At 62.9% G+C, this 25,732-nt stretch carries 25 protein-coding genes; 11 read left to right on the forward strand and 14 right to left on the reverse strand.

Annotation, left to right across the window (positions count from 1 at the left end; all coding sequences use genetic code 11):
• The first annotated feature begins 96 nt into the window (after positions 1-96).
• From ABNP31_RS16765 to ABNP31_RS16775, 3 genes are all read left to right on the forward strand, one after another.
• On the forward strand, positions 97-927 hold the full coding sequence (locus tag ABNP31_RS16765) for an alpha/beta fold hydrolase (RefSeq protein ID WP_085664672.1): 831 nt from the start codon (positions 97-99) through the stop codon (positions 925-927).
• Positions 928-1,157: 230 nt separating this feature from the next.
• Entirely contained in the window at positions 1,158-2,036 is an 879-nt protein-coding gene (locus ABNP31_RS16770) for an RHS repeat-associated core domain-containing protein (protein WP_085664671.1), read from the forward strand.
• Positions 2,037-2,166: 130 nt separating this feature from the next.
• The gene (locus tag ABNP31_RS16775) at positions 2,167-2,946 is read left to right on the forward strand and encodes a TSUP family transporter (RefSeq protein ID WP_013973303.1); all 780 of its coding nucleotides are present in this window, start codon (positions 2,167-2,169) and stop codon (positions 2,944-2,946) included.
• Here ABNP31_RS16775 and nudC read toward each other — a convergent pair.
• Positions 2,914-3,744 carry an NAD(+) diphosphatase gene (gene nudC, locus ABNP31_RS16780; RefSeq protein ID WP_085664670.1) on the reverse strand — a complete coding sequence of 277 codons (831 nt, stop codon included), beginning with the start codon at positions 3,742-3,744 and terminating at the stop codon, positions 2,914-2,916. The genes ABNP31_RS16775 and nudC overlap by 33 nt on opposite strands.
• A gap of 36 nt (positions 3,745-3,780) precedes the next feature.
• Positions 3,781-4,593: a crotonase/enoyl-CoA hydratase family protein gene (locus ABNP31_RS16785; RefSeq protein WP_039613165.1), complete on the reverse strand. Its 813-nt coding sequence runs from the start codon at positions 4,591-4,593 to the stop codon at positions 3,781-3,783.
• Between the two features lie 150 nt (positions 4,594-4,743).
• Between ABNP31_RS16785 and nhaB the strand changes: the two genes are divergently transcribed.
• The 4 genes from nhaB to ABNP31_RS16805 all read left to right on the forward strand — a co-directional run bounded on the left by nhaB (position 4,744) and on the right by ABNP31_RS16805 (position 8,826).
• Positions 4,744-6,246 carry a sodium/proton antiporter NhaB gene (gene nhaB, locus ABNP31_RS16790; RefSeq protein WP_085664669.1) on the forward strand — a complete coding sequence of 501 codons (1,503 nt, stop codon included), beginning with the start codon at positions 4,744-4,746 and terminating at the stop codon, positions 6,244-6,246.
• Between the two features lie 202 nt (positions 6,247-6,448).
• Positions 6,449-7,063 carry a dihydrofolate reductase family protein gene (locus tag ABNP31_RS16795; RefSeq protein WP_085664668.1) on the forward strand — a complete coding sequence of 205 codons (615 nt, stop codon included), beginning with the start codon at positions 6,449-6,451 and terminating at the stop codon, positions 7,061-7,063.
• 80 nt (positions 7,064-7,143) lie between these two features.
• Entirely contained in the window at positions 7,144-7,689 is a 546-nt protein-coding gene (locus ABNP31_RS16800; RefSeq protein WP_025339788.1) for a lipocalin family protein, read from the forward strand.
• A gap of 177 nt (positions 7,690-7,866) precedes the next feature.
• Positions 7,867-8,826, forward strand: a complete 960-nt coding sequence (locus ABNP31_RS16805; RefSeq protein ID WP_238066596.1) for a ribonuclease Z — start codon at positions 7,867-7,869, stop codon at positions 8,824-8,826.
• A gap of 44 nt (positions 8,827-8,870) precedes the next feature.
• Here ABNP31_RS16805 and ABNP31_RS16810 read toward each other — a convergent pair whose 3' ends face one another.
• Positions 8,871-10,154 (reverse strand): Zn-dependent hydrolase, encoded by a 1,284-nt coding sequence (locus ABNP31_RS16810; protein WP_085664665.1) that lies wholly within the window; start codon positions 10,152-10,154, stop codon positions 8,871-8,873.
• 137 nt (positions 10,155-10,291) lie between these two features.
• On the reverse strand, positions 10,292-11,782 hold the full coding sequence (locus ABNP31_RS16815; protein WP_350012557.1) for an NCS1 family nucleobase:cation symporter-1: 1,491 nt from the start codon (positions 11,780-11,782) through the stop codon (positions 10,292-10,294).
• 342 nt (positions 11,783-12,124) lie between these two features.
• On the opposite strand from ABNP31_RS16815, the gene hydA reads away from it, so the two are divergent.
• The 3 genes from hydA to preA all read left to right on the forward strand — a co-directional run bounded on the left by hydA (position 12,125) and on the right by preA (position 16,371).
• Positions 12,125-13,564, forward strand: a complete 1,440-nt coding sequence (hydA, locus tag ABNP31_RS16820; protein ID WP_063912606.1) for a dihydropyrimidinase — start codon at positions 12,125-12,127, stop codon at positions 13,562-13,564.
• 164 nt (positions 13,565-13,728) lie between these two features.
• The gene (locus ABNP31_RS16825) at positions 13,729-15,096 is read left to right on the forward strand and encodes an NAD(P)-dependent oxidoreductase (RefSeq protein ID WP_085664664.1); all 1,368 of its coding nucleotides are present in this window, start codon (positions 13,729-13,731) and stop codon (positions 15,094-15,096) included.
• On the forward strand, positions 15,097-16,371 hold the full coding sequence (preA, locus tag ABNP31_RS16830; RefSeq protein WP_085664663.1) for an NAD-dependent dihydropyrimidine dehydrogenase subunit PreA: 1,275 nt from the start codon (positions 15,097-15,099) through the stop codon (positions 16,369-16,371). It begins immediately after the preceding gene.
• An 85-nt stretch (positions 16,372-16,456) separates the two neighbouring features.
• Here the strand turns inward: preA and ABNP31_RS16835 are convergent, their stop codons facing one another.
• The 4 genes from ABNP31_RS16835 to gnd all read right to left on the reverse strand — a co-directional run bounded on the left by ABNP31_RS16835 (position 16,457) and on the right by gnd (position 21,741).
• Positions 16,457-17,077 (reverse strand): TetR/AcrR family transcriptional regulator, encoded by a 621-nt coding sequence (locus ABNP31_RS16835; protein WP_015270992.1) that lies wholly within the window; start codon positions 17,075-17,077, stop codon positions 16,457-16,459.
• A 218-nt stretch (positions 17,078-17,295) separates the two neighbouring features.
• The gene (locus ABNP31_RS16840; protein WP_085664662.1) at positions 17,296-19,110 is read right to left on the reverse strand and encodes a glycoside hydrolase family 15 protein; all 1,815 of its coding nucleotides are present in this window, start codon (positions 19,108-19,110) and stop codon (positions 17,296-17,298) included.
• A gap of 145 nt (positions 19,111-19,255) precedes the next feature.
• Positions 19,256-20,761, reverse strand: coding sequence for a glucose-6-phosphate dehydrogenase (gene zwf, locus ABNP31_RS16845; protein WP_085664661.1), 1,506 nt, complete (start codon positions 20,759-20,761; stop codon positions 19,256-19,258).
• Complete coding sequence (gene gnd, locus ABNP31_RS16850; protein ID WP_085664660.1) at positions 20,758-21,741, reverse strand: phosphogluconate dehydrogenase (NAD(+)-dependent, decarboxylating); 984 nt, start codon at positions 21,739-21,741, stop codon at positions 20,758-20,760. Before gnd ends, zwf begins: the two co-directional genes overlap by 4 nt.
• A gap of 203 nt (positions 21,742-21,944) precedes the next feature.
• Between gnd and ABNP31_RS16855 the strand changes: the two genes are divergently transcribed.
• On the forward strand, positions 21,945-22,112 hold the full coding sequence (locus tag ABNP31_RS16855) for a DUF6026 family protein (RefSeq protein WP_003258397.1): 168 nt from the start codon (positions 21,945-21,947) through the stop codon (positions 22,110-22,112).
• Positions 22,113-22,154: 42 nt separating this feature from the next.
• Here ABNP31_RS16855 and ABNP31_RS16860 read toward each other — a convergent pair whose 3' ends face one another.
• From ABNP31_RS16860 to ABNP31_RS16885, 6 genes are read right to left on the reverse strand one after another with little or no spacing between them, the layout of a single operon-like run.
• A complete protein-coding gene (locus tag ABNP31_RS16860) occupies positions 22,155-22,412 on the reverse strand; it encodes a PAAR domain-containing protein (protein WP_176240889.1) in 258 nt (85 codons plus the stop codon).
• Positions 22,413-22,466: 54 nt separating this feature from the next.
• Positions 22,467-23,429 carry a PoNe immunity protein domain-containing protein gene (locus ABNP31_RS16865; RefSeq protein ID WP_085664658.1) on the reverse strand — a complete coding sequence of 321 codons (963 nt, stop codon included), beginning with the start codon at positions 23,427-23,429 and terminating at the stop codon, positions 22,467-22,469.
• A gap of 15 nt (positions 23,430-23,444) precedes the next feature.
• Positions 23,445-24,401, reverse strand: a complete 957-nt coding sequence (locus ABNP31_RS16870; RefSeq protein WP_350012558.1) for a PoNi-like cognate immunity protein — start codon at positions 24,399-24,401, stop codon at positions 23,445-23,447.
• Positions 24,402-24,410: 9 nt separating this feature from the next.
• Entirely contained in the window at positions 24,411-24,587 is a 177-nt protein-coding gene (locus ABNP31_RS16875) for a hypothetical protein (RefSeq protein WP_350012559.1), read from the reverse strand.
• 47 nt (positions 24,588-24,634) lie between these two features.
• Entirely contained in the window at positions 24,635-24,757 is a 123-nt protein-coding gene (locus tag ABNP31_RS16880) for a hypothetical protein (protein WP_350012560.1), read from the reverse strand.
• A 15-nt stretch (positions 24,758-24,772) separates the two neighbouring features.
• A complete protein-coding gene (locus ABNP31_RS16885; RefSeq protein ID WP_238066600.1) occupies positions 24,773-25,729 on the reverse strand; it encodes a PoNi-like cognate immunity protein in 957 nt (318 codons plus the stop codon).
• Positions 25,730-25,732: the final 3 nt, after the last annotated feature.

Raw genomic sequence — 25,732 nt, forward strand, 5'->3', positions numbered from 1 at the left:
AGCAGAGCCGGGAGTGCCCCACAAATTCCAGCACCAGGCAAAATACCTCCTATTCTCAATAGCTCCCTTCGCTTCCTGCACACAGGAGACCCGACCATGAGCTATGTAACCACGAAGGACGGCGTACAGATCTTCTTCAAGGACTGGGGCCCGCGTGACGCACCGGTCATCCACTTCCACCACGGCTGGCCGCTCAGCGCCGACGACTGGGATGCCCAGCTGTTGTACTTCCTCGCCCATGGTTACCGCGTGGTCGCCCACGACCGTCGCGGCCATGGCCGCTCCAGCCAGGTATGGGACGGCCACGACATGGACCACTACGCCGACGATGTGGCGGCGGTCGTCGCTCACCTGGGCATCCAGGGCGCCGTGCATGTCGGCCACTCGACCGGTGGCGGTGAAGTGGTGCGCTACATGGCCCGGCACCCTGAAGACAAGGTGGCCAAGGCCGTGCTGATCGCCGCCGTACCGCCACTGATGGTGCAGACGCCCGCTAATCCCGGTGGCCTGCCCAAATCGGTGTTCGACGGCTTCCAGGCCCAGGTTGCCAGCAACCGTGCGCAGTTCTACCGGGATGTGCCGGCCGGGCCGTTCTACGGCTACAACCGCCCCGGTGCAGAAGCCAGCGAAGGCATCATCGGCAACTGGTGGCGCCAGGGCATGATTGGCAGTGCCAAGGCTCATTACGATGGCATCGTGGCGTTTTCCCAGACCGACTTCACCGAAGACCTGAAGGGCATCCAGCAACCGGTGCTGGTGATGCACGGCGATGATGATCAGATCGTGCCGTATGAGAACTCCGGGGTGCTGTCGGCGAAACTGCTGCCCAATGGCACGCTGAAGACTTACAAGGGCTACCCGCATGGCATGCCGACCACCCATGCCGATGTGATCAATGCGGATTTGCTGGCGTTTATCCGTAGCTGATGTGATCAGCTTGTCCCAGCCTTTTCGCGGGCACGCCCGCTCCTACAAGTACTGCACAGGTCCTGAATACTGTGATGTTCCTGTAGGAGCGGGCGTGCCCGCGAAAAGGCCGCTACTGTCATACCCCTGTCCAGTCAATATAAGCAACTGACAATTTTACCAGTTGTGCATCTGCCCCTTTTATCCGAGATTAGTCTCAATTAAATATTCCACCCGCAAGCAGCCTGATCATGCCATCGAACCGGAAGTATTTATTCTACAAGAGTGGCCAACTGTCCTCGGAGATGAGCAGCGGTCTAGACGTAACGTTACTTTCAGCGGATGACATACCGTTGGCGGAGCGTTCTGCCAAAACAATGCTAATGGCATCAAACGCACAGCGCTCCATCGTTAACGCAAATCGCAACAACTGTAAAGATATCATCTATACCGCTTATGGGCACAGTCAGATGCACTGCATCTTGGGATTCACCGGGCAGCGCTATGATCGCTTCACAAAGTGTTACCTCCTTGGGAACGGGTACCGCGCGTTCAGCCCGTGCATAATGCGTTTTTTTTCGGCCGATAGCCTGAGCCCCTTCGGAAGCCGCACCCTTAATGCCTACGCCTATTGCATGGGGGACCCCATCAACCGGGACGATGCCTCTGGTCACATGTGGCGAGCCACGAAAACCAGAACAAAAAAAATGTACACCGCTGCAAAGGCACGATTTAAAAAGCCCGACTACCGTGATGAAGCTAACGCGGCGCTTGCTTCAAGCCCTGAACTGAACGCCAAATACGGGCATGTGATTGGCGCGCCGGGTGTAACCCGTAAGCATTATAAGGCCATCGCCCTGATCCCAAAAATAGAAACCTCACTTGAAAAACACAAACAAACGGCCTTCAGAAACCTGCGCCTTTGGAAGCGCGAAGACGCCCTGCCTTTAGACAGCGAAAACATTGACATGGAAAAATATCTGGATTTCGAAGACTTTCTCAATTACTCAGGCCTGACGTTAGACCTGCATAAATATGAGGAACGGCTAAAACATTTCACACCTTCATCATCTACTTCGCAAGCAGCCATCGATCAAATCCGAAAAGGATGGGAAACATTTGAAAGCTGAGCCTGAATTTAGTCGAAGAGAATGGGTGGACCTGAGTCAATAATATAGACTGTCAAGTGTGCGCTTTTGCCTTTATCATTACCTCTCATTTGCGCTCCCTACCCAGCCTGCCCTTCAGCTTGAAGCCCCCATGCCCTTCGAACTCACCGTAGAACCCCTCACCCTGCTGATCCTGGCCCTGGTCGCCTTCGTCGCCGGCTTCATCGATGCCATCGCCGGCGGTGGCGGCCTGCTCACCACCCCGGCGCTACTCACCGCCGGCATGCCGCCACACCTGGTACTGGGCACCAACAAGCTCAGCTCTACCTTCGGCTCGGCCACCGCCGGCTTCACCTACTACAGGCGCAAGCTGTTCCACCCGGCGCAATGGCGCCCGGCATTGTTCGCCACCTTGGTCGGTGCTTTGCTCGGTGCAGTGATCGCCCACTACATGCCGGCCGAATGGCTGAACAAGATGCTGCCGGTGATCGTCTTCGCCTGTGGCGTCTACCTGCTGTTCGGCGGCACGCCCAAGGCGCCGCTGGATGCCGATGCGCCGATCAGGAAAAAGTGGCAAGTGCCGCAAGGCTTCACCCTGGGCTTCTATGACGGCGTGGCCGGCCCGGGTACCGGGGCGTTCTGGACGGTCAGCACCCTGCTGCTCTACCCCATCGACCTGGTCCGTGCCAGCGGCGTGGCACGCAGCATGAACTTCGTCAGCAACATCGCAGCGCTGACGGTATTCATCATTTCCGGGCAGGTGGACTACATCGTCGGCCTGTGCATGGGCCTGTCGGTGATGGTTGGCGCCTTCTTCGGCGCACGCACGGCGATCAGTGGCGGCAGCAAGTTCATCCGCCCGGTGTTCATCACCGTGGTGCTGGCATTGACCGTGCGCCTAGCGTGGCAGCACTGGTTCGGCCAAGCCTAAGCGTCTGGCTACATAAAGGTCGATCAGATACCGGGCAATCGACCGCCCGGCCGGCAGCGGCGGCAGGTCGTGGACGCTGAACCACTTGGCATCCTCGATCTCGTCCGGCTGCATGACGATATCGCCGCCGGCATACTCGGCATGGAAGCCCAGCATCATCGAATGCGGAAACGGCCAGCACTGGCTGCCGACGTACTGGATGTTCCTGACTTCCACCGCCACTTCCTCACGCACCTCACGCACCAGGCAGTCCTCGGCCGACTCGCCCGGCTCGGCAAAGCCTGCCAGTGTGCTGTACACCCCGGTGACGAAGCGTGGCGAACGCGCCAGCAGGATTTCGTCGCCACGGGTCACCAGCACGATCATGCTCGGCGAAATGCGCGGGTAGCTGCGCAGGTCGCAAGGCTGGCAGTACATTGCCCGTTCCCAGCGGATCTGCGTCATTGCCTGGCCGCAACTGCCGCAGAAACGGTGCTCGCGGGCCCAGGTGCCGATCTGCGCGGCATAGCCCAGTACTTTGTAGGTGTCGAAGTCACCCTCGAGCATGAACGCGCGCAGGCCGCGCCAGGCGCAGCCGGGCACGTTGGTGGCGCTGCGCAGCTCCAGCAGGAACACCGGCTGGCCGTCGAAGTGGCCGATGCCGTGCTCGCACAGCACGTCGAGGTCCTGGCGCTTGAGCCAGTCGCGAGGGAACAGCGCGCCGTTGTCGTCCACCAGGAACCCTTCCGGGCTGCGGGCCACGGCCAGCCCCCCGGTGATCTGCGGGTCGAGTACTGCGGTAGTCCAGCGTGCTGACATGTCGGGGGTTCCCTTACTGCGCGTCCCCCGGCCTGATCAGTCGGCGAACGTCGGTTTCTGTTTGCTCATGTGCGCCGCCACCGCCACGCGCAGGTCTTCGGACTGCAGCATCGCGGCGTTCCAGGTGGCGATGTACTCCAGGCCATCGTCGATGCGATGGTCACGCATGTAGCTGAGCATTTCCTTGGTGCCGGCCACGGCGATCGGCGATTTTGCGGCAATCTCGCCGGCGATGGCAAAGACCCCGTCCATCAGCGCGGCCTGATCATCATAGACCCGGTTGACCAGGCCGATGCGCAGCGCCTCTTCGGCCTCGACATTGCGCCCGGTGAAAGCCAGCTCACGCATCATGCCGTCACCGATGATACGAGGCAAACGTTGCAGTGTGCCGACATCGGCGGCCATGCCCATGTCGATTTCCTTGATCGAGAACTGCGCGTCGCTGCTGCAGTAGCGCATGTCGCAGGCCGAGATCAGATCGATGGCGCCGCCAATGCAGTAACCCTGCACCGCGGCCAGCACCGGCTTGCGGCATTTGTCCACGGCATTGAACGACGCCTGCAGGCGCAGGATGGTGCTGCGCAGGAAGCGTGCGTTACGGCCGACGTCCTTGCCCATCTGCCCGGCCAGCGAAGCCAGCATCATCAGGTCGATACCAGCGGAAAAATGCTTGCCGGCTCCGCTGATCACCACCGCCCGCACCGCGTCGGTGTCGTCGACCCACCGGAAGATGTCGATGATCTCCTCCCAGAAGGCCGCGTTCATCGCATTGCGCTTGTCCGGGCGGTTGATCTGAACGTGGGCGATGCTGTTGGTCAGTTCGACCTTGAATGCGCTGTACTCGGTCACGGGCGGCACTCCTGCGGGTGAAGGGTTCATGGCACGGATGGTAACCCACCCCGATGACCGCACTTGTGCCAAAAACGGGACTGTACGCCTTGCCTAAGACGCGCTGATCCGGCACCGTGCGCCATCGCCGAATCATAAGGATACAAATTCATGTCGCGCTCCCTGACCGGCGCCCTCGCCCACAGCTTTCTGGGCCAGTCGCCGCTTTGGTACAAGGCAGTCATCTGCCTGTTCCTGACGCTCAACCCGCTGCTGCTGGTGACCGTAGGCCCGGTCGCTGCCGGCTGGGCACTGGTGCTCGAATTCATCTTCACCCTGGGCATGGCCCTGAAGTGCTACCCGCTGATGCCTGGCGGCCTGCTGCTGGTCGAAGCCCTGCTGTTGCAGATGACCACCCCGCAAGCCCTGTACGAGGAGCTGCAGCACAACTTCCCGGTGATCCTGCTGCTGATGTTCATGGTCGCGGGCATCCACTTCATGAAGGAACTGCTGCTGTTCCTGTTCTCGCGCATCCTGCTGGGGGTGCGTTCGAAGGCGATCCTGGCGTTGCTGTTCTGCGTGCTGTCGGCATTCCTCTCGGCGTTTCTCGATGCGTTGACCGTGACCGCCGTGATCATCAGCGCCGCGGTCGGTTTCTATGCGGTGTACCACCGCGTCGCCTCCGGGGCCAACCCGCGCGAAGACAGTGCGCTGGACAGCGACCAGCAGGTCGCACAGTTGCACCGTGAAGACCTCGACCAGTTCCGCGCCTTCCTGCGCAGCCTGCTGATGCATGGCGCGGTGGGTACCGCCCTGGGCGGCGTGTGCACGCTGGTGGGCGAGCCGCAGAACCTGCTGATCGGCCATGAGATGGGCTGGCACTTCGCCGATTTCTTCCTGAAGGTGGCACCGGTGTCGCTGCCGGTGCTGGGCGCCGGCTTGCTGACCTGCGTGCTGCTGGAGAAGTTGCGCCTGTTCGGCTACGGCACGTTGATGCCCGAGCCGGTGCGTCAGGTACTGGCCGCCTACGCTGCCGAGGACGATGCTGCACGCACCACTGCCCAGCGCATCGCGCTGTGGGTGCAAGGGTTCGCCGCACTGATCCTGATCGTCTGCCTGGGGCTGCACGTCGCCGAGGTCGGCCTGATCGGCCTGATGGTGATCGTGCTGATCACGGCATTCACCGGCATTACCGACGAACACCGCCTGGGCCGTGCCTTTCAGGACGCCATGCCGTTCACCGCATTGCTGGTGGTGTTCTTCGCCGTGGTGGCGGTGATTCATCAGCAGCAATTGTTCAGCCCGTTGATTGCCTGGGTGCTGGCGCTGCCGGCCGAGCAGCAACCGGGCATGCTGTACCTGGCCAACGGCCTGCTGTCGGCGATCAGCGACAACGTGTTCGTTGCCACCATCTACATCACCGAGGTGAAGCAGGCGTTCCTCAATGGCGGCATGAGCCGCGAGCATTTCGAGACGCTCGCGGTGGCGATCAACACCGGCACCAACCTGCCGAGCGTGGCGACGCCGAATGGGCAGGCGGCGTTCCTGTTCCTGCTGACTTCGGCAATCGCGCCGCTGATCCGGCTGTCGTATGGGCGAATGGTGTGGATGGCCTTGCCCTATACCGTAGTGATGGGTGGGCTGGGGTGGTGGGCGGTGACCTACTGGCTGTGATGTAGCTTGTACCGGCCCTATCGCCGGCAAGCCAGCTCCCACAGGTTTTACGCTGCACTCAAGGACTGTGGTGCACCTGTGGGAGCTGGCTTGCCGGCGATAGGGCCAGTGCAGACAAAGCACAAGGCCCTGTCGATTCTGCTGCCTGCCATTCGACTATCCCATGCCCCCAGCCACCCCGGCTGCCAACAGGAGAGTCCCCATGCGCAAACTCATCGTAGCCGCCTTCATCAGCCTCGACGGTGTCATGCAGGCCCCCGGTGGCCCGCAGGAAGACACCAGCGGCGGCTTCACCTACGGCGGCTGGATCGTGCCCTACGCCGAGGAAGTCTTCGGCCAGGCCATGCAGGCCCTGTTCAGCCAGCCCTTCGAGTTGCTGCTGGGCCGGCGCACCTACGACATCTTCGCCGGCTACTGGCCAAAGGTAAAAGACAGCTCGGAAGACTTCTCCATCGCCAACCTGTTCAACAGCGTGCCCAAGCACGTGGCCACCCACACTCCCGCAACCCTCGACTGGCACAACAGCCATGCTCTGGGCGAAGACATCACAGCAACGGTCCGCGCCCTGAAACAACAGGACGGCGCCAACCTGCTGACCCAGGGCAGCAGCGATGTGGTGCAGCAACTGCTGGCGGCGGGCCTGGTCGATGAACTGCAACTGCTGATCCACCCGTTGCTGCTCGGCCACGGCAAGCGACTGTTCGGGGACGATGCTGCAGCGGCGGCCTTCACCCTGCAGCACTCGCAGGTTTCGCCCAAGGGCGTGGTCATCGCCCGTTACGTGCGTGCCGGCGAAGTGCAGACCGGTTCGTTCTGAAAGGCACGATTGCGTACAACTTTTGCCTCTCGCTCGCATCGAAACACAGGTAAGCCCCGTCCGTATCAAGGAGGTTCACCATGGCGCTACGCACCACGCTGCTGTTTTGCTGCATGACCCTGGCCCTGCTCGGCTGCGCCGGCAACGATCACCCGGCGCCGCCGCGCACCCAGCAGGTCGACCTGCAACGTTACCAGGGCACCTGGTACGAACTCGCGCGGCTGCCGATGTTCTTCCAGCGCAACTGCGTGCAGTCCGAAGCGCACTATGGCCTGCGAGAGGACGGCCGCCTCGACGTGACCAACCGCTGCCAGGAAAAGGACGGCCAGTGGAACCAGGCCAAGGGCATCGCCGAAGCCCAGCAACCGGGCAGCACCGACAAGCTCTGGGTGCGCTTCGACAACTGGTTCAGCCGCCTCGCGCCCGGCCTGACCAAGGGCGAGTACTGGGTGCTGTACCACGACCAGGACTACCGCGTAGCCTTGGTCGGCCACCCGAACCGCGAATACCTGTGGCTGCTTTCGCGCACGCCCGCGGTCACCGACCAGCTGCGCGAGCAACTGCTGACGATTGCCCGGGAGCAAGGCTATGACACCAGCAAGCTGATCTGGCGGCAGGCCGAGTAGGCAACACCTGGCGGGCCATCGACGACATGCGGCAATCCGGCTAAGGTGTGCGCCCTTACTACCTCGAAGGAACGAGCCCGTTGAGTACCACGCCGCTACCTGCACCCCGTATCCGTCCGACACCCATCCGCCCGCTGGTGCTGACGTCACTGCTGGACTGAAACAAGGAGCCAGACCATGGATTTGCTGTTCCTGGGCACCTCCGCCGGCGTGCCGACCAAGGCACGCAACGTCAGCGCCACCGCAGTGATCGAAGCCAGTGGCAGCCACTGGTACCTGGTCGACTGCGGCGAAGGCACCCAGCACCGGCTGCTGCATACGCCGCTGTCGATCCGCGACCTGCGCGCCATCTTCATCACCCACGTGCACGGCGACCATTGCTTCGGCCTGCCGGGCCTGCTGGCCAGCGCCGGCATGAGCGGGCGCACCCAGCCACTGGACCTTGTCCTGCCCGCCGCCCTGCACGACTGGGTGCGCCAGGGGCTGGTGGCCAGCGATACCTTCCTGCCGTTCGAACTGCGCCTGCTGGCCGTGGAAGAGCTGGTCGAATGGCGCAATGACGCCCTGCAGGTGACCAGCGTGCAGCTTTCGCACCGGGTGCCGAGCGTCGGCTTCGTGTTCACCGAGCTCAACCCCGAACCGCGCCTGGACATCCCGCGCCTGGAAGCCGACGGCATCCCCCGCGGCCCGCTGTGGGGCGAGCTGGCCAAGGGCTTGACGGTGCAGCATGGCGGGCAGCGGCTGCACGGCTGTGATTACTTGCGCCCTTCGCGACCGCCACGGCGAGTGATCGTGTGCGGCGACAACGACAACCCCGAATTGTTGGCCGACGTCGCCAAGGGCGCGGACGTGCTGGTGCACGAAGCCACGTTCACCCAGGCGGTGGTAGAGCGCACGGGGGTAACCTTCGGCCACAGCACCGCGGCTGCGGTGGCGCGCTTTGCCGAAACTGCGGGCGTGCGCAACCTGGTGCTGACGCATTTCAGCGCCCGCTACCAGAACGACCCACGGCGCAGCCCGAGCATCGACAATGTGCGCGACGAAGCCCTCGCCCACTACAGCGGGCAGCTGACCCTGGCGCAGGACCTGCAGCGCTATCACATCGGGCGCGATGGCTGTCTTGAGCCCGCGGGATGAATTGTGGCGAGCACATGCGAAGCCCTCCACAACCAGCCGCTCCACTATGCCGCCAACCGCCCACTGGCAATCGCCTCCGACGCTGCCAGCATCGCACGCAGCAACACCGCGCAGCCCGCGGCCAGGTCCTCGGGCGTGGCGTTCTCGATCTCGTTATGGCTGATACCGTTCTCGCACGGCACGAAAATCATCCCCGCCGGCCCCAGTTCGGCCAGGAAGATCGCGTCGTGCCCCGCGCCGCTGACGATGTCCATATGCGGCAGGCCCAGCGCCTGCGCCGATTGGCGCACGGCTTCGACACAGGCCTTGTCGAAGTACAACGCCGGGAAATCGGCCGTGGGTACCAGTTCGTGGCTCAGGCCATGCCGGGCACAGGTCGCCTCGATCACCGCGCGCACATCGGCAATCATCGCATTCAGCTGCTCACCCTCCAGATGACGGAAATCCAGGGTCATGCGCACCTCGCCCGGGATCACGTTGCGCGAGCCCGGGTAGGCCTGCAGGCAACCCACCGTGCCACAGGCATGGGGCTGGTGGCCGAGGGCGGTGCGGTTGACTGCCTCCACCACCGCCGCCGCGCCGACCAGGGCGTCCTTGCGCAGGTGCATGGGCGTAGGGCCGGCATGGGCCTCGACACCGCGCAGGGTCAGGTCGAACCACTTCTGGCCCAGCGCGCCCAGCACCACGCCGATGGTCTTGCGCTGATCTTCGAGGATCGGGCCCTGCTCGATATGCGCTTCGAAGTAGGCACCCACCGGGTGGCCTGATACGGCGCGCGGGCCGGCGTAGCCGATGGCGTTCAACGCCTCGCCAACGCTGACACCCTGAGCGTCGCGCTTGGCCAGGGTTTCCTCCAGGGTGAACTTGCTGGCGAACACCCCGGAACCCATCATGCACGGCGCAAAGCGCGAACCTTCTTCGTTGGTCCACACCACCACTTCCAGCGGTGCTTCGGTTTCGATGCCCAGGTCGTTGAGGGTGCGGAGCACCTCCAGCCCAGCCATCACTCCGAAGCAGCCGTCGAACTTGCCACCGGTGGGCTGGGTGTCGATATGGCTGCCGGTCATCACCGGGGGCAGCTTGGGGTTACGCCCCGGGCGACGGGCGAAGATGTTGCCGACGGCGTCGATGCTGACCGTGCAACCGGCGGCCTCGCACCACTGCACGAACAGGTCGCGGGCCTGGCGGTCGAGGTCGGTCAGGGCCAGGCGGCAAACGCCGCCCTTGGCGGTGGCACCGAGACGGGCCAGGTCCATCAGGGACTGCCACAGGCGGGTGCTGTCGATGTGGTGCTGGGTGGATTGCAGTACATGTTGGGCTGGGGTCATGGGATTTTCCTCAGGCATTTTTGTTGTCTGTGCCGGCCTCTTCGCGGGTAAACCCGCTCCCACAGGTACAGCGTTGGCCTCAGGACCTGCGCTGTACCTGTGGGAGCGAGTTTACCCGCGAAGAAGCCAGCGCGGTCTCACGGCAAGGGCTTGGCCACCCGCGCCGGGCTGCGCGCGACCACGCCGGCGAAGAGGTAATACAGCGCCCCGCCCAGCAGCGAACCGGTGAACCAGCCGTAGTCGTAGAACCAGCTGAAACTGCTGTTGCCAATGGCCATCACGGTCAGCGCGACCGGCAACGCAAAGGCGGCAAAACCGGCCCAGTTCCATGCCGGGTACACGTCGTCGCGGTACAGCCCGGCCAGGTCCAGCTTCTGCCGGCGGATCAGGAAGTAGTCCACCACCATGATCCCGGCGATCGGCCCCAGCAGGCTGGAATAGCCCAGCAGCCAGTTGGAGTACACGCTCTCCAGGCTCAGGTCGGAGACGATCCAGCCCAGCTTCTTCAGCAGCTCATGGCCCATCAGCGCCAGGCCGATGAAGCCGGTCAGCCACACCGCGCGGCTGCGCCCGATCAGGCGTGGGGCGATGTTCTGGAAATCGTTGGTCGGCGACACGATGTTCGCTGCGGTGTTGGTCGACAGCGTGGCGATCACGATCAGCGCCATGGCCAGGGCCACCCAGAACGGGCTGTGGATCTTGCCGATCAGGCTGACCGGGTCGGACACGGTCTCGCCAACCAGCGATGCCGAAGCAGCGGTGAGCACAACGCCCAGCGCGGCGAACAGGAACATGGTCAGCGGCAAGCCGAAGATCTGCCCGAGAATCTGGTCCTTCTGGCTGCGTGCGTAGCGGCTGAAGTCGGGGATGTTCAGCGACAGCGTGGCCCAGAAACCGACCATGGCGGTAAGCCCGGCGCAGAAGTAGCCGAACATGTTCGCCCCTTCCGGGCGCTTGGGCGGCTGGGCCAGCAGTTCGGTCATCGACATGTGCGGCAAGGCCCAGAACAGCAGGCCGACGCCGACCGCCACCAGCAGCGGTGCCGAAAGCGTTTCGAGCCACTTGATCGACTCGGCGCCGCGCAGCACCACCCACAGGTTCAGGCACCAGAAGATCATGAAGCCGATCACCTCGCCGGTGCCGCCCAAAGCTTTCCAGCCGTCGAACACCGAGCCCAGGAACAGGTGGATGGCCAGGCCGCCGAACATGGTCTGGATGCCGAACCAGCCACAGGCGACCACTGCCCGGATCAGGCATGGCACGTTGGAGCCGAGGATGCCGAACGACGAACGCAGCAGCACCGGGAACGGAATGCCGTACTTGGTGCCAGGGAAGGCGTTGAGGGTGAGCGGGATCAGCACGATCAGGTTGGCCAGCAAAATCGCCAGCAAGGCCTCGCCCACGCTGAGGCCGAAGTAGGCGGTGAGCACGCCGCCGAGGGTGTAGGTGGGCACGCAGATGGACATGCCCACCCACAGGGCGGTGATATGCCATTTGTTCCAGGTGCGCTGGTGCACCTTGGTCGGGGCGATGTCGTGGTTGTAGCGCGGGCTGTCGAGGACATCGCTGCCCTCGGACAGCTCGAACAGGCCATCCTGCTCGACCACTTCCGATCTGCTCTGCTGCATGGGGGCCTTCTCCAGATGTTCTTGTAGTTGTTTGCCCATCGGGTTGATGCGATGGCCGGAGTACACACGCTTTATGTGCTTGAAAATCTCGACCAGATTTTCATCTTGTCAAGTCAGTCAACGTTTCAAAAAGCCCCGTAGTCAGCACCGCAAAACAGATAATCTCCTTAATTTCAATGAGTTAAAAACCACAAAATTAATGGGAAAATTTTCTTGCTGAATACCGTATCTGCATCTAGCCTCCAATCTTGTCAGGTCTGACAGGATTAACCGCCCTGCCCGCCCTGCATCAAGACAATTCCAAGAACCGGCCCAGACCGGTCAGCCTGCGAGGAAAACGGCATGTCCCTGTTGATCCGTGGCGCCACCGTGGTCACCCACGAAGAGAGTTACCCCGCCGATGTCCTGTGTGCCGATGGCCTGATCCGCGCCATCGGGCAAAACCTCGAACCGCCCACCGACTGCGAGATCCTCGACGGCAGCGGCCAGTACCTGATGCCCGGCGGCATCGACCCGCATACCCACATGCAACTGCCGTTCATGGGCACCGTGGCCAGCGAGGACTTCTTCAGCGGCACCGCCGCGGGCCTGGCCGGTGGTACCACCTCGATCATCGACTTCGTCATCCCCAACCCGCAGCAGTCGTTGCTGGAGGCCTTCCACACCTGGCGCGGCTGGGCGCAGAAAAGCGCCAGCGACTACGGCTTCCATGTCGCCATCACCTGGTGGAGCGAGCAGGTGGCCGAAGAAATGGGCGAACTGGTGGCCAAACATGGGGTAAACAGCTTCAAGCACTTCATGGCCTACAAGAATGCGATCATGGCCGCCGACGACACCCTGGTGGCCAGCTTCGAGCGCTGCCTGCAACTGGGTGCGGTGCCCACCGTGCATGCCGAGAACGGCGAACTGGTGTACCACCTGCAGAAAAAACTGCTGGCCCAAGGCCTGACCGGGCCGGAAGCCCACCCGCTGTCACGCCCCTCCCAGGTCGAGGGCGAGGCGGCCAGCCGCGCCATCCGCATTGCCGAGACCCTGGGCACGCCACTGTACCTGGTGCATGTTTCCAGCCGCGAAGCGCTGGACGAAATCGCCTATGCCAGGGGCAAGGGCCAGCCGGTGTACGGCGAAGTCCTGCCCGGCCATCTGCTGCTGGATGACAGCGTCTACCGCGACCCGGACTGGGCCACCGCCGCAGGCTACGTGATGAGCCCACCGTTCCGCCCGCGCGAACACCAGGAGGCGCTGTGGCGCGGGCTGCAGTCGGGCAACCTGCACACCACCGCCACCGACCATTGCTGCTTCTGCGCCGAGCAGAAAGCCATGGGCCGCGACGACTTCAGCCGTATCCCCAACGGCACTGCCGGCATCGAGGACCGCATGGCGGTGCTGTGGGATGCCGGGGTGAACAGCGGGCGCCTGTCGATGCATGAGTTCGTCGCGCTGACCTCCACCAACACCGCGAAAATCTTCAACCTGTTCCCGCGCAAAGGTGCCATTCGTGTTGGTGCCGACGCCGACCTGGTGCTGTGGGACCCGCAAGGCACGCGCACCATTTCGGCCAAGACCCACCACCAGCAGGTGGACTTCAACATCTTCGAAGGCCGTACCGTGCGCGGCATCCCCAGCCATACCATCAGCCAGGGCAAGGTGCTCTGGGCCGATGGCGACCTGCGTGCGGAAAAAGGCGCGGGCCGGTATGTGGAACGGCCGGCGTATCCGTCGGTGTACGAGGTGCTGGGGCGCAGGGCCGAAGTGCAGCGGCCGACGCCCGTCCAGCGCTGAAGCCATTGGGGCTGCTGCGCAGCCCATCGCGACGCAAGGCCGCTCCTACAGGAGTGCGCGGTTCCTTGTAGGAGCGGCCTTGTGTCGCGATGGGGCGCGCAGCGGCCCCAGAAACCACCGCAATGCTTGTCGCCTGCATCCATAAAAATAGAGAGGCTACAACCGTGATCGACGCCCTGAACCACTTGCCGCGCCCACGGGCCGGCGCCGACCAGCTGGCCGAGCGCTTCAGCGACCTGGCCCCACCCCTCACCGCCCGCCAGGCTGCAGTCGAAAGCGCACGCTGCCTGTATTGCTATGACGCCCCTTGCGTCAACGCTTGCCCCAGCGACATCGACATCCCGTCGTTCATCCACCGCATCAGCGACGAAAACCTGCAAGGCGCCGCCGAGCGCATCCTCTCGGCCAACATCCTCGGCGGCAGTTGCGCCCGCGTCTGCCCCACCGAAATCCTTTGCCAGCAAGCGTGCGTGCGCAACAACGCGCAGGAATGCGCACCGGTGCTGATCGGCCAGCTGCAGCGCTATGCCCTGGACAACGCCCAGTTCACCGAGCACCCGTTCCAGCGCTCGCCGGCCACTGGCAAGCGCATCGCCGTAGTGGGTGCCGGCCCCGCCGGGCTGTCGTGCGCCCACCGCCTGGCCATGCACGGGCATGATGTGGTGGTGTTCGAGGCCAGCGACAAGGCCGGTGGCCTCAACGAGTACGGCATCGCCCGCTACAAGCTGGTGGACGACTACGCCCAGCGTGAAGTGGAATTCCTGCTCGGCATAGGCGGCATCGAGATCCGCCATGGCCAGCGCCTGGGCAGCAACCTCGGCCTGGGCGAACTGCGCGATCAGTACGACGCAGTGTTCCTCGGCCTGGGCCTGAATGCCGTGCGCCAGCTCGGCCTGCCGGATGAAGAGGCCCCCGGCCTGCTCGCCGCCACCGCATACATCCGCGAACTGCGCCAGGCCGACGACCTGAGCCAGCTGCCCCTGGCCGACCGCTGCCTGGTGATCGGCGCCGGCAACACCGCCATCGACATGGCCGTGCAGATGAGCCGCCTGGGTGCCCGTGACGTCAACCTGGTGTACCGCCGTGGCCATGCCGACATGGGTGCCACCGGCCACGAGCAGGACATCGCCAAGGCCAACCAGGTACGCCTGCACACCTGGGCCCGCCCCGATGCCGTGCTGCTGGACGACAGCGGCAAGGTGCGCGGCATGCGCTTTGCCCGCACCGAGCTGGCAGACGGCCGCCTGCGCGACACCGGCGAAACCTTCGAACTGGCCGCCGATGCCATCTTCAAGGCCATCGGCCAACGCTTCGACGACGCCAGCCTCGGCGACCCGGTGGCCGCACAACTGGCTCGCGACGGCGAGCGCATCCGCGTCGACGAAAGGATGCAAACCAGCCTGCCGGGCGTATATGCCGGCGGCGACTGTACCGCCCTGGGCCAGGACCTTACCGTCCAGGCGGTGCAACACGGCAAGCTGGCCGCCGAAGCCATCCATGCCCAACTCATGCTCAACGTGGAGGCTGCGTAAATGGCCGACCTGTCCATCGAATTTGCCGGCATCAAGGCACCCAACCCCTTCTGGCTGGCTTCCGCACCGCCAACCGACAAGGCCTACAACGTGGTCCGCGCCTTCGAGGCCGGCTGGGGTGGCGTAGTGTGGAAAACCCTGGGCGAAGACCCGGCGGCAGTCAACGTGTCGTCGCGCTACTCGGCGCATTACGGCCCCAACCGCCAGGTGCAGGGCATCAACAACATCGAGCTGATCACCGACCGCTCGCTGGACATCAACCTGCGCGAAATCACCCAGGTGAAGAAGGACTGGCCCGACCGCGCGCTGATCGTGTCGCTGATGGTGCCGTGCGTGGAAGACTCGTGGAAGTTCATCCTGCCGCTGGTGGAAGCCACCGGGGCCGATGGCATCGAACTGAACTTCGGCTGCCCGCACGGCATGCCGGAGCGCGGCATGGGTGCTGCGGTCGGCCAGGTGCCGGAGTACGTGGAGATGGTCACCCGCTGGTGCAAGACGTACTGCTCGCTGCCAGTGATCGTCAAACTCACGCCGAACATCACCGACATCCGCCAGTCGGCGCGCGCCGCGCACCGTGGTGGGGCCGATGCAGTGTCGCTGATCAATACCATCAACTCGATCACCAGCGTCGACCTCGATCGCATGGTCGCCCACCCCATCGTTGGCGACCAGAGCACCCATGGCGGCTACTGCGGTTCGGCGGTGAAACCGATTGCCCTGAACATGGTGGCGGAAATCGCCCGCGACCCGCAAACGCGCGGCTTGCCGATCTGCGGCATTGGCGGCATCGGCAGCTGGCGTGACGCAGCCGAGTTCATGGCCCTGGGCAGTGGCGCCGTGCAGGTGTGCACGGCAGCGATGCTGCACGGCTTCCGCATCGTCGAGGACATGAAGGACGGCCTGGCGCGCTGGATGGACCAGCACGGGCACCGCAACATCGAGGCGTTCCGCGGCCAGGCGGTGGGGCATACCACCGACTGGAAGTACCTGGACATGAACTACAAGTCGGTGGCGCACATCGACCAGCAAGCATGCATTGGCTGCGGGCGCTGCCACATTGCCTGTGAGGATACTTCGCACCAGGCGATTGCCAGTACGCTGAAGGCAGACGGCACGCATGCCTACAGCGTGATCGAGGAGGAATGCGTGGGCTGCAACCTGTGCCAGATCACCTGCCCGGTGGAGAGCTGCATCGAGATGGTGGCTCAGGATACCGGCAAGCCGTACCTGAACTGGACGCAGGACCCGCGTAATCCCTACCGCGAGGCCAGTTGAGGCAATTGGGGCTGCCTTGCAGCCCTTCGCGGGCGTGCCCGCGAAGGGCCGCAAAGCGGCCCCAATCGCTCAGCGTACAACGACCTCAAGGCTCCAGCCCAATCCCCCGCAAGATCACGCTGGTCACCGTCTGTACGGCATTTTCAAAGGCCATGTCCGACAACGCCTCCCCGCCATTGAGCAACGTCACCTGGTAACCAAAGTCGGCATAGTGCTGGGTCGAGGCCCAGATCATGTACAAAAGCGCCGACGGCTCCACCGGCAGGATGCGCCCCTCCTCCACCCAGCGGCGGATCTTGGCTTCCTTCAGCTTGGCCCAGGGCACCAGACTTTCATCCAGGTTCACTCCCAGCACCGGCGCCCCATGCAGCATCTCTTCGGCCCAGATCTTCGAGCCCAGCGGCCGCGAGCGCGAGTGGCCCATCTTCGCCCGGATGTAACTGGTCAGCACCACGCGCGGGTCGTCGAAGTTCTCGAAGCACAGCGCGTCCTGCTTCCACACATCCAGCAGGTCCTGCAGCACCGCGCGGAACAGGTCGTCCTTGGTGCTGAAGTAATAATGCAGGTTGGAACGCGGCAACTCGGCCTGCTCGGCGATATCACCCATCGAGGTGGCGCCGTAGCCCTTCTCGGCGAACACCTTTTCCGCCGCCTGCAGAATCTTCTCGATATTGCGCCGGCGGATTTCGATCTTGTGGTTGGCCATCAGGCTTGGGCCGTCCACACCGCCAGCTCATAACCGTCTGGGTAGATGAAAATGAACACCATGTTGTCGATCTGCCGATCAGTACCGCGAATGCCCATGTGTGCTCCGTGCCGAAGGGGTTTGCCCTAGTCTACTCCGCTTACTCCAAGCCAGCGCAATCCCTGTAGGAGCGGCCTTGTGTCGCGAAAGGGGTGCGTAGCGCCCCCGGGATTTCAGCCTCACTGCATGAATTGCCGGGGCTGCTTTGCAGCCCGATCACGCACCGGGCACTGTGCGCGGTGCAGGTTCAGTGCGGTGTTGATGATGCCGATATGGCTGAACGCCTGGGGGAAGTTGCCGAGCATGCGCTGGCCCGCCGGGTCGTACTGTTCGGCCAGCAGGCCAAGGTCGTTGCACAGGCCGGTCAAGCGTTCGTACAGTGCCTGCGCTTGTGCCTGGCGGCCCAGCAATACATACACGTCGGCCAGCCAGAACGAACACACCAGGAAGGTGCCCTCCCCGGGTGTCAGGCCGTCGCTGCAGCGGTCACTGTCATAGCGCAGCAGCAGGCCGTTTTTCAGCAGGCGCTGCTCGACCTGTTCGAGCGTGCGCAAGAAGCGTGGGTCATCCGCCGGCAGGAAGCCGGTCAGGGCGATGTGCAACAAACTGGCGTCCATCTCGCTCGAGCCATAGGCCTGGACGAAAAAGCGGCCGCTGGGGTCCAGGCCCTGCGCGCACACTTCACGACGAATCTCGTCAGCTACCTGGCGGTAATGCCGCCCGCGCTCGCGGCCTTCCTCGGTGGTGTCGGCCAGCCCCGCGGCACGGTCGAAGGCCACCCAGGCCATGACCTTGGAGTGCACGAACTGCTGCCGGCCGCCGCGCACCTCCCAGATGCCCTCGTCCGGCTGGCGCCAGATGCGCTCGACGTAAGGCAGGATCGAGCGGGCGATGGCGGCGCTGCGCGGGTGGCGGGGCAAGCCGCCCTTGATTGCCTGGGTCATGGCATCGGCGAGTTCGCCATAGATGTCCAGCTGCATCTGCGCTGACGCTGCATTGCCCACCCGCACCGGTTGCGAGTGCTCGTAACCGGCCAGCCACGGCAAGGTGTATTCCTGCAGGTCGCGCTCGCCGGCCAGGCCGTACATGATCTGCATCTGCTCGGGGTTGCCGGCCACCGAGCGCAACAGCCATTCGCGCCAGGCCTGGGCTTCGTCGAAGTAGCCGAGGTTCATGAAGGCCAGCAGGGTCATGGTCGCGTCGCGCAGCCAACAGAAGCGGTAGTCCCAGTTGCGCTCGTGGCCGATGCGCTCGGGCAGTGAGGTGGTGACGGCGGCAACGATGCCGCCGGTGGGCGCGTAGGTCATGGCCTTGAGGGTCAGCAGCGAGCGGCGCACCAGGGCGGAGTATGGGCCCACCTGTGGGCAGCGGGCGGCGAAGGCCTGCCATTGGTCGATGGTCTGCGCCAGCGCTTCGTCGCTATCACAACCGGGCTGCACTGGCAGGTGCGAGGGCTGGTGGCGCAGGCTGAACACCTGACGTTCGCCCGCACCAACGCGAAAGCGCGCGACGGTGTGCTGGTCACGGGCATGCGGGGGGACGGTGCTGCACAGGATCAGCCGGTCGGGGCCGGCGACGGCGCTGAGGGTCAGCGGGTCGAGCCGTTCCACCCAGGGCACGCTGCGGCCGTAGTCGAAGCGCATGACCAGGTCCATTTCGAAGTTGGTTTCGCCAGCGAGGCCCTCGACGATGCGCACCAGCGCGTTGGCCTCGCCCAGCGGCATGAAGTCGAGCACACGGGCGCGACCGGTGGCGGTGACCCAGGTGGTTTCCAGCACCAGGGTGTCGTCCAGGTATTGGCGGCTGCTGTGTTCGACCGGGTCGCAGGGGGCCAGGCGCCAGCGGCCGTTTTCCTCGTTGCCCAGCAGTGCGGCGAATACCGCGGGGGCGTCGAAGCGTGGCAGGCACAGCCAGTCGAGCGAGCCATCGCGGCTGACCAGGGCGGCGCTGCGGCAGTTGCCCAGCAGGGCATAGTCTTCGATGTGGGCAGGCATTGGGGCTCCTTTGTGTGTTTGCCTGTGCTGGCCTCTTCGCGGGTAAAACCCGCTCCCACAGGTACATCACAGGCCTTGAAACCATCGATATCCCTGTGGGAGCGGGTTTACCCGCGAAAGGGCCGGCACAGGCTCTACAAAAAACTCACCCCAACCGATGCCACTCGCGCTTGTCCCGCACCAGCAACTCATTGCCGGCCTCGGGCCCGTCTTCACCGGCCGGGTACTCATGCACCTCGCCGCCCTGGGCCCAGGCATCGAGGAACGGCTGCACCGCGCGCCAGCCGTTCTCGATGTTGTCAGCCCGCTGGAACAGGGTCTGGTCACCGGTCAGGCAGTCGTAGATCAGCGTCTCGTAGCCGGTCGCCGGGGTCATCTTGAAGAAGTCCTTGTAGGCAAAGCCCAGCTCGACGTTCTCCATCACCAGCTCCGGCCCGGGGCGCTTGGCCTGCAGGTCGAACCACATGCCTTCGTTGGGCTGGATCTGGATCTTCAGGTAATTGGGCTTGGGCCGCTCCAGCTCCGACTCGCGGAACTGCGCATAAGGCGCCGGCTTGAAGCAGATGGCGATCTCGGTATCACGCACGCTCATGCGCTTGCCAGTGCGCAGGTAGAACGGCACGCCGGCCCAGCGCCAGTTGTCGATCATCACCTTCAGAGCCACATAGGTCTCGGTCTGGCTATCCGCCGCGACGTTGGCCTCGTGGCGGTAGCCGGGCAACTGCTTGCGCCCCTGCTTGCCGGCACTGTACTGGCCACGCACGGAGTTTTTCAGGGCCATCTTCGCCGACCATGGGCGGATGGCGCCGACCACCTTGGCCTTTTCGCTGCGCACGGCATCGGCGGCGAACGCGGCCGGGGGTTCCATGGCCACCATCGCCAGCAACTGGAACAGGTGGTTGGGCACCATGTCGCGCAACGCCCCGGTGCTGTCATAGAACGCACCACGGGTCTCGACGCCGACGGTTTCCGCGGCGGTGATCTGCACATGGTCGATGTAGTGGTTGTTCCAGAACGATTCGAACAAGCCGTTGGAGAACCGGCTGACCAGGATGTTCTGCACCGTCTCTTTGCCCAGGTAATGGTCGATGCGGTAGATCTGCCGCTCGCCCATCACCTTCAGCAGGCAGGCGTTGAGCGCCTCGGCGCTGGCCAGGTCGGTGCCGAAGGGCTTTTCCACCACGACCCGGCGAAAGCCGCCGGCCGATTCGTCGAGCAGCCCGGCCTGCCCCAGGCGCTGCGCCACTTCGGGGAAGAAGCGCGGCGAGGTCGCCAGGTAGAAGATGGCGTTGCCGTGGCGGGTTGTGTCGATGCGCCTGGCGAGGGCCTGGTAGGTGGCCGGGTCGAGGAAATCGCCGGTCTGGTAATCCAGGCGCTTGGCCAGGCGTGCCCACAGCTTCTCATCCAGGCACTTGGCCCTGCCCTCGCCACCTTTGTCACGCTCGACCATGAACGCATGCAGGCGCTCAGCGAATTCCTCGGCAGTGGCCGGGTTGTGGTCGACACCGACGATACGCAGGTTGCGGTCCAGCAGACCGTCACGGCTGAGGTTGTAAAGCGCCGGCATCAGCAGGCGCTTGACCAGGTCGCCATTGGCGCCGAACAGGAACAGAGTACATGGCGGAGCGGCCGGAATGCTCTGTTTGGTCATTCGGCTTTTTTCTCGACGTGGCCACCGAAGCCCAGGCGCATGGCCGAGAGAATCTTGTCACCATAGGTGCCTTGCTGCTGGCGCGAGCGGAAGCGGGCGAACAGCGCGCTGGACAGCACCGGTACCGGCACCGCCTGCTCGACGGCGGCGTCGATGGTCCAGCGGCCTTCACCACTGTCGGACACCGAGCCACTGAACTGCGACAGCTGCGGGTCGGCCACCAGCGCATCGGCGGTGAGGTCGAGCAGCCACGAGGTGACCACGCTGCCACGCCGCCACACTTCGGCGATTTCGGCCACGTTCAGGTCGAAACGCTGGTCTTCCGGCAGTTCGTTGCCGCCCTTGCTGCGCAGCAGGTCGAAACCTTCGGCATAGGCCTGCATCAGGCCGTATTCGATGCCGTTGTGCACCATTTTCACGTAGTGCCCGGCACCGGGTGGGCCGGCGTGGATGTAGCCGTGTTCGGCACGCTGGTGCTCGCCGCTGCGGCCATGGGTACGCGGGATGTCACCCACGCCCGGGGCCAGCGCCTTGAACAGAGGCTCCAGACGCTCGAACACGTCCTTTTCGCCACCGATCATCATGCAGTAGCCACGGTCCAGGCCCCACACACCACCCGAGGTGCCAACATCCAGATAATGCAGCCCGCGCTTGGCCAGCTCGGCGGCGCGGCGCATGTCGTCCTTGTAGAAGGTGTTGCCGCCATCGATGATCGCATCGCCCGGCTCCAGCAGTTCGGCCAGTTGGGCGATGGTCTGCTCGGTGGGCTCGCCAGCGGGCAGCATGACCCACACCGCGCGCGGTGCTTTCAGCTTCTGTACCAGCGCACCGAGGTCGTGCGCACCCTGGGCGCCCTCGCCCTCCAGGCTGGTGATGGCCTCGCGGTTGCGATCGTGTACCACGGTGCGGTGGCCGGCGCGCATCAGGCGCCTTGCGATATTGCCGCCCATGCGGCCCAGCCCGATGATTCCCAGTTGCATGAGCCGATGCTCCCCTTTCGAAATAAATGACAACACAATCCAGCTTTTCAGATTAGTCCAGCGAACCGCTCGAGGGTTCAGCGACGAACGGCGAGACCACGATAAACAAAAAAGTTCCCAAGACCTGCGAAAGAATTCAAAATGCGCCCGCGTGAAGCGTCTACGCTTTGACTTGTCACTAGCCAATACCGCGAGGTGTGCTCATGGGTACCTTGATGCCTGCAACCCCAACCCAGACCCTCTATGTCTCCGTGCGCCGTGATGAGCTGCGTAAACTGAAGGACGAACGTGACCAGCTGCGTCAGCAGGTCGCCCAACTGAACCTGCTGCTGGCGCAGGCGCGCACAGACGGCAAAGCCGTTACCCTCTGAGTTTGCCCCTCCCCTGTGGGAGCCGAACTGCTCCCACATCGCTCAATCGAGCAGCCAGCTATTATCGCCATTTTCCAAGGTACCGCCATGACTGGTGGCATCGCCGACCCTGGCAAGCGGCTGCCCATCATCCATCATCAGTGCCGAGCCGCTGGTAATCACCGCCCCACACCCGAGCCTGTCGCCAACCCTGGCGGCTGCCCTGCCGTTGACGAAGAACAGACTGGAGCCGCTGCTGATGCTGGTCGGGCCGCACAATGGGCAGTGGTGAGTGTGACCCAGCAGAACGATGGCAGGCATTGTTGCCACTCCCGAATCATGTGAGGCGCCAGGCACGCATGCCGGCAGCGCCAATCAGAACGTTCTCGACAGCCGCCAGTGCACGACCTGGCCATCGATCTCAGGGAACGGTACCTGGTGCATGAACACCTGCTCGCCCACCATGCGCTCGACGCAGACGTAGTACCCTGGCCATGGGCAAGGCGTGCCGGAAGGCCAGCCTGGGGCATCCTCGCGCCTGGCGGTTTCCGGGTCGCGGAACTGCTTGCCCAGGCGTCGGTAATGCGCCCTTTCGACGAGCGCCTGCGGGTAAAAGCGGGGAGCGCTTTCCAGGGCATCACCCTGCACAGACCATAAAAACGCCACCAGTGCCGCCTCGAAGGCCCAATAACCCAAGTGGTCACTCCGTGCCCGGGTGTGGCGCTCGTGCCAGTAGCAACCGTGCGCATTGGCGTACCACTGCCCGAGATAGTGCATGAGCGCGTCATGCTGCGCGGGGCCTTTCAGGTCGAGGCACTCCAACAAGGCGCCGTAAGGTTCGGGGTGAAGCAATGAGGTGCCTGGGTAGGCCTTGCCAAGCCGCTGGAACAGGCGATGCAGCAGCAGGTCGGGGCTGCGCTCGTCGTCCTGGTTCAGCCAGCCCAGTACCTGGTCGACACGCTCGGGGTAACCGCACAGCACCGCCAGCGACAGCAGCCACAAGGCAAGCCGGTATTCATCCGACACCCACGGGCGCAACTGCTCGCTGGTTGCCGGGTACGCCGAAAAATGCCGGGCGAACTGGGCAAACGCATAGTCTGCATAGGCCTCCACCAACTCCATCGGCTCGCCACCGGAATACCGCTGCACTGTCAGCTCCAGTGCCATGTGTGCCCAGTCGCGGCTAAGGCCACGGTAGTGATGCCTGTGCTCGGCTGGCCCGATCAGCAATGCCTGGGCGTCAGGGTCGGCGAATTCCTGCTCTTTTTCACGCGTCGAAGCCAGGTAATGCTGCTCGACCATCCACGGGTCGCGCTTGATGCTGTCGAACTGGCCCATTGGCCCTCCCGCACGCTATAAGCCTTTCACCAAGCGCCAAACCAGAGAGCGCCCATTTTCGCTCGGCATCTCTACACCTTGCATGAATGTCTGAGGCCCCACCGCCCATTCATCACATACCCACACCCCCGTGCGCGGGCAAATTTCGCCCGACCTGGCAAGCGCATCCGAATACGGCGCGCTTTGCAGTTGTTCAGGGAAGCTTTTGATAACTTGACGCTTGCGAGCATCGTCTACCAAATCCTTCGGGTAGAAAGGAAGATCTCTATAGGGCGTATCGTCGACGCCCCACAACACAGTGACCAATCCTGCCTCAAAGGCCCAATAGCCGAAGAAACCCGCATCGCTTCGTGCCTTGTGCCGGTCATGCCAATAACAGTTGCGCATGCCGCGATACCACTGCTTCAGGTAACTACGCACTGCCTGTTGCTGCTCATCCTTCTCGGTAGTTACGGCATTGAGCAATTCATGGTAGGGGCGCTCATGAATCAACGTACTCCCGGGGATCGTCACCCCCACACGGGAAAACAGTTGCCGCAACAGGATGTCCTCACCGTCATCTGGGGCTTCACTCAAAAAACCTGCGATTTGCCTGATGCGCCCGGGTTTGTTGAACAGCACTGCAAACGATAGAAGCCAGAGTGTGTACTGATAGGCATCCGACTCCCACAGTTTCAAGCTGAAACTCGGATAAGCTTGCTTGTGACGTTGAAACTGGGAAAACAGGTGATCCGCGTAAAACTCAAGCGCTTCAATGGGTTCCCCTCCCGAATATAGAGCAATGAGCAACTCCATAGACTGAAAGCACCACCTCCAGCTCAACATCTTGACATTTACATACTCGGGACGCTCAATTTCGAGAAAAGACTCAGCCTGGCGCTCTACATAATTCTCCTTCCAAAAAGAAACACTATCGAGATAGGCTGCCTCTTGCAAAAAAGGCTCACGCTTGACCCGATCAAATCCAGTCATTACACACCCCTATTGGATCACATCACCGATAAATTTAGCATTTTCGTCGAGCTTGACTATTTCCGTTACCACACCACCTTCATCTACGATCATTAACCAACGTTCATATCCGGCGAATGCAACTTCTTCCGCCTGTTTTTTCCCAAGCTCCAAGTCAAGTCTCGGCTCAATCCACGCATCACTCATCTGCCTGGCGCTCGGAAACCCCTTACTCCTTTTTTGTAACCGGCAAACTACCCGGCGAAAACGCGCCCCCGTTCAGGGTTGGCGAACTCCCGCTCTTTTTCACAGATCGAGGCCAGGTAACGCTGCTCGTCCATCCACGGGTCGCGCTTGATGCTGTCGAACTGGCCCATTGGCCCTCCCGCACGCTATAAGCCTTTCACCAAGCGCCAAACCAGAGAGCGCCCATTTTCGCTCGGCATCTCTACGCCTTGCATGAATGTCTGGGGCCCCACCGCCCATTCATCGCATACCCACACCCCCGTGCGCGGGCAAATTTCGCCCGACCTGGCAAGCGCATCCGAATACGGCGCGCTTTGCAGTTGTTCAGGGAAGCTTTTGATAACTTGACGCTTGCGAGCATCGTCTACCAAATCCTTCGGGTAGAAAGGAAGATCTCTATAGGGCGTATCGTCGACGCCCCACAACACAGTGACCAATCCTGCCTCAAAGGCCCAATAGCCAAAGAAACCCGCATCGCTTCGTGCCTTGTGCCGGTCATGCCAATAACAGTTGCGCATGCCGCGATACCACTGCTTCAGGTAACTACGCACTGCCTGTTGCTGCTCATCCTTCTCGGTAGTTACGGCATTGAGCAATTCATGGTAGGGGCGCTCATGAATCAACGTACTCCCGGGGATCGTCACCCCCACACGGGAAAACAGTTGCCGCAACAGGATGTCCTCACCGTCATCTGGGTCTTGACTCAAAAAACCTGCGATTTGCCTGATGCGCCCGGGCTTGTTGAACAGCACTGCAAACGATAGAAGCCAGAGTGTGTACTGATAGGCATCCGGCTCCCACAGTTTCAAGCTGAAAGCCGGATAAGCTTGCTTGTGACGTTGAAACTGGGAAAACATGTGATCCACATAAAACTCAAGCGCCTCAATGGGCTCTCCCCCCGAATAAAGTGCTACTAGTAACTCCAGAGATTCAAAGCACCAATCCCAACTCAACCCTTCAACACTTACGAAATCTGGGCGTTCCAACGCTAGAAACTCTTCAGCCTTTAGCTCCACATAGTATTTTTTCCAAAAATCAACAGAGTTTAGATAGGCTGCCTCTTGCAGCAAAGGCTCACGTTTGATCTCATCAAATTTCTTCATTTT

Source organism: Pseudomonas asiatica (assembly GCF_040214835.1).
GTDB classification, from domain to species: Bacteria; Pseudomonadota; Gammaproteobacteria; order Pseudomonadales; family Pseudomonadaceae; genus Aquipseudomonas; species Aquipseudomonas putida_Z.

Bases quoted from the DNA above. Each gene is read 5' to 3' on its own strand.
- ABNP31_RS16765 (WP_085664672.1), top strand. From the start codon at position 97: ATGAGCTATGTAACCACGAAGGACGGCGTACAGATCTTCTTCAAGGAC.
- ABNP31_RS16770 (WP_085664671.1), top strand. From the start codon at position 1,158: ATGCCATCGAACCGGAAGTATTTATTCTACAAGAGTGGCCAACTGTCC.
- ABNP31_RS16775 (WP_013973303.1), top strand. From the start codon at position 2,167: ATGCCCTTCGAACTCACCGTAGAACCCCTCACCCTGCTGATCCTGGCC.
- nudC (WP_085664670.1), bottom strand. From the start codon at position 3,744: ATGTCAGCACGCTGGACTACCGCAGTACTCGACCCGCAGATCACCGGG.
- nhaB (WP_085664669.1), top strand. From the start codon at position 4,744: ATGTCGCGCTCCCTGACCGGCGCCCTCGCCCACAGCTTTCTGGGCCAG.
- ABNP31_RS16795 (WP_085664668.1), top strand. From the start codon at position 6,449: ATGCGCAAACTCATCGTAGCCGCCTTCATCAGCCTCGACGGTGTCATG.
- ABNP31_RS16800 (WP_025339788.1), top strand. From the start codon at position 7,144: ATGGCGCTACGCACCACGCTGCTGTTTTGCTGCATGACCCTGGCCCTG.
- ABNP31_RS16805 (WP_238066596.1), top strand. From the start codon at position 7,867: ATGGATTTGCTGTTCCTGGGCACCTCCGCCGGCGTGCCGACCAAGGCA.
- ABNP31_RS16810 (WP_085664665.1), bottom strand. From the start codon at position 10,154: ATGACCCCAGCCCAACATGTACTGCAATCCACCCAGCACCACATCGAC.
- ABNP31_RS16815 (WP_350012557.1), bottom strand. From the start codon at position 11,782: ATGCAGCAGAGCAGATCGGAAGTGGTCGAGCAGGATGGCCTGTTCGAG.
- hydA (WP_063912606.1), top strand. From the start codon at position 12,125: ATGTCCCTGTTGATCCGTGGCGCCACCGTGGTCACCCACGAAGAGAGT.
- preA (WP_085664663.1), top strand. From the start codon at position 15,097: ATGGCCGACCTGTCCATCGAATTTGCCGGCATCAAGGCACCCAACCCC.
- ABNP31_RS16835 (WP_015270992.1), bottom strand. From the start codon at position 17,077: ATGGCCAACCACAAGATCGAAATCCGCCGGCGCAATATCGAGAAGATT.
- ABNP31_RS16840 (WP_085664662.1), bottom strand. From the start codon at position 19,110: ATGCCTGCCCACATCGAAGACTATGCCCTGCTGGGCAACTGCCGCAGC.
- zwf (WP_085664661.1), bottom strand. From the start codon at position 20,761: ATGACCAAACAGAGCATTCCGGCCGCTCCGCCATGTACTCTGTTCCTG.
- gnd (WP_085664660.1), bottom strand. From the start codon at position 21,741: ATGCAACTGGGAATCATCGGGCTGGGCCGCATGGGCGGCAATATCGCA.
- ABNP31_RS16855 (WP_003258397.1), top strand. From the start codon at position 21,945: ATGGGTACCTTGATGCCTGCAACCCCAACCCAGACCCTCTATGTCTCC.
- ABNP31_RS16860 (WP_176240889.1), bottom strand. From the start codon at position 22,412: ATGCCTGCCATCGTTCTGCTGGGTCACACTCACCACTGCCCATTGTGC.
- ABNP31_RS16865 (WP_085664658.1), bottom strand. From the start codon at position 23,429: ATGGGCCAGTTCGACAGCATCAAGCGCGACCCGTGGATGGTCGAGCAG.
- ABNP31_RS16870 (WP_350012558.1), bottom strand. From the start codon at position 24,401: ATGACTGGATTTGATCGGGTCAAGCGTGAGCCTTTTTTGCAAGAGGCA.
- ABNP31_RS16875 (WP_350012559.1), bottom strand. From the start codon at position 24,587: ATGAGTGATGCGTGGATTGAGCCGAGACTTGACTTGGAGCTTGGGAAA.
- ABNP31_RS16880 (WP_350012560.1), bottom strand. From the start codon at position 24,757: ATGGGCCAGTTCGACAGCATCAAGCGCGACCCGTGGATGGACGAGCAG.
- ABNP31_RS16885 (WP_238066600.1), bottom strand. From the start codon at position 25,729: ATGAAGAAATTTGATGAGATCAAACGTGAGCCTTTGCTGCAAGAGGCA.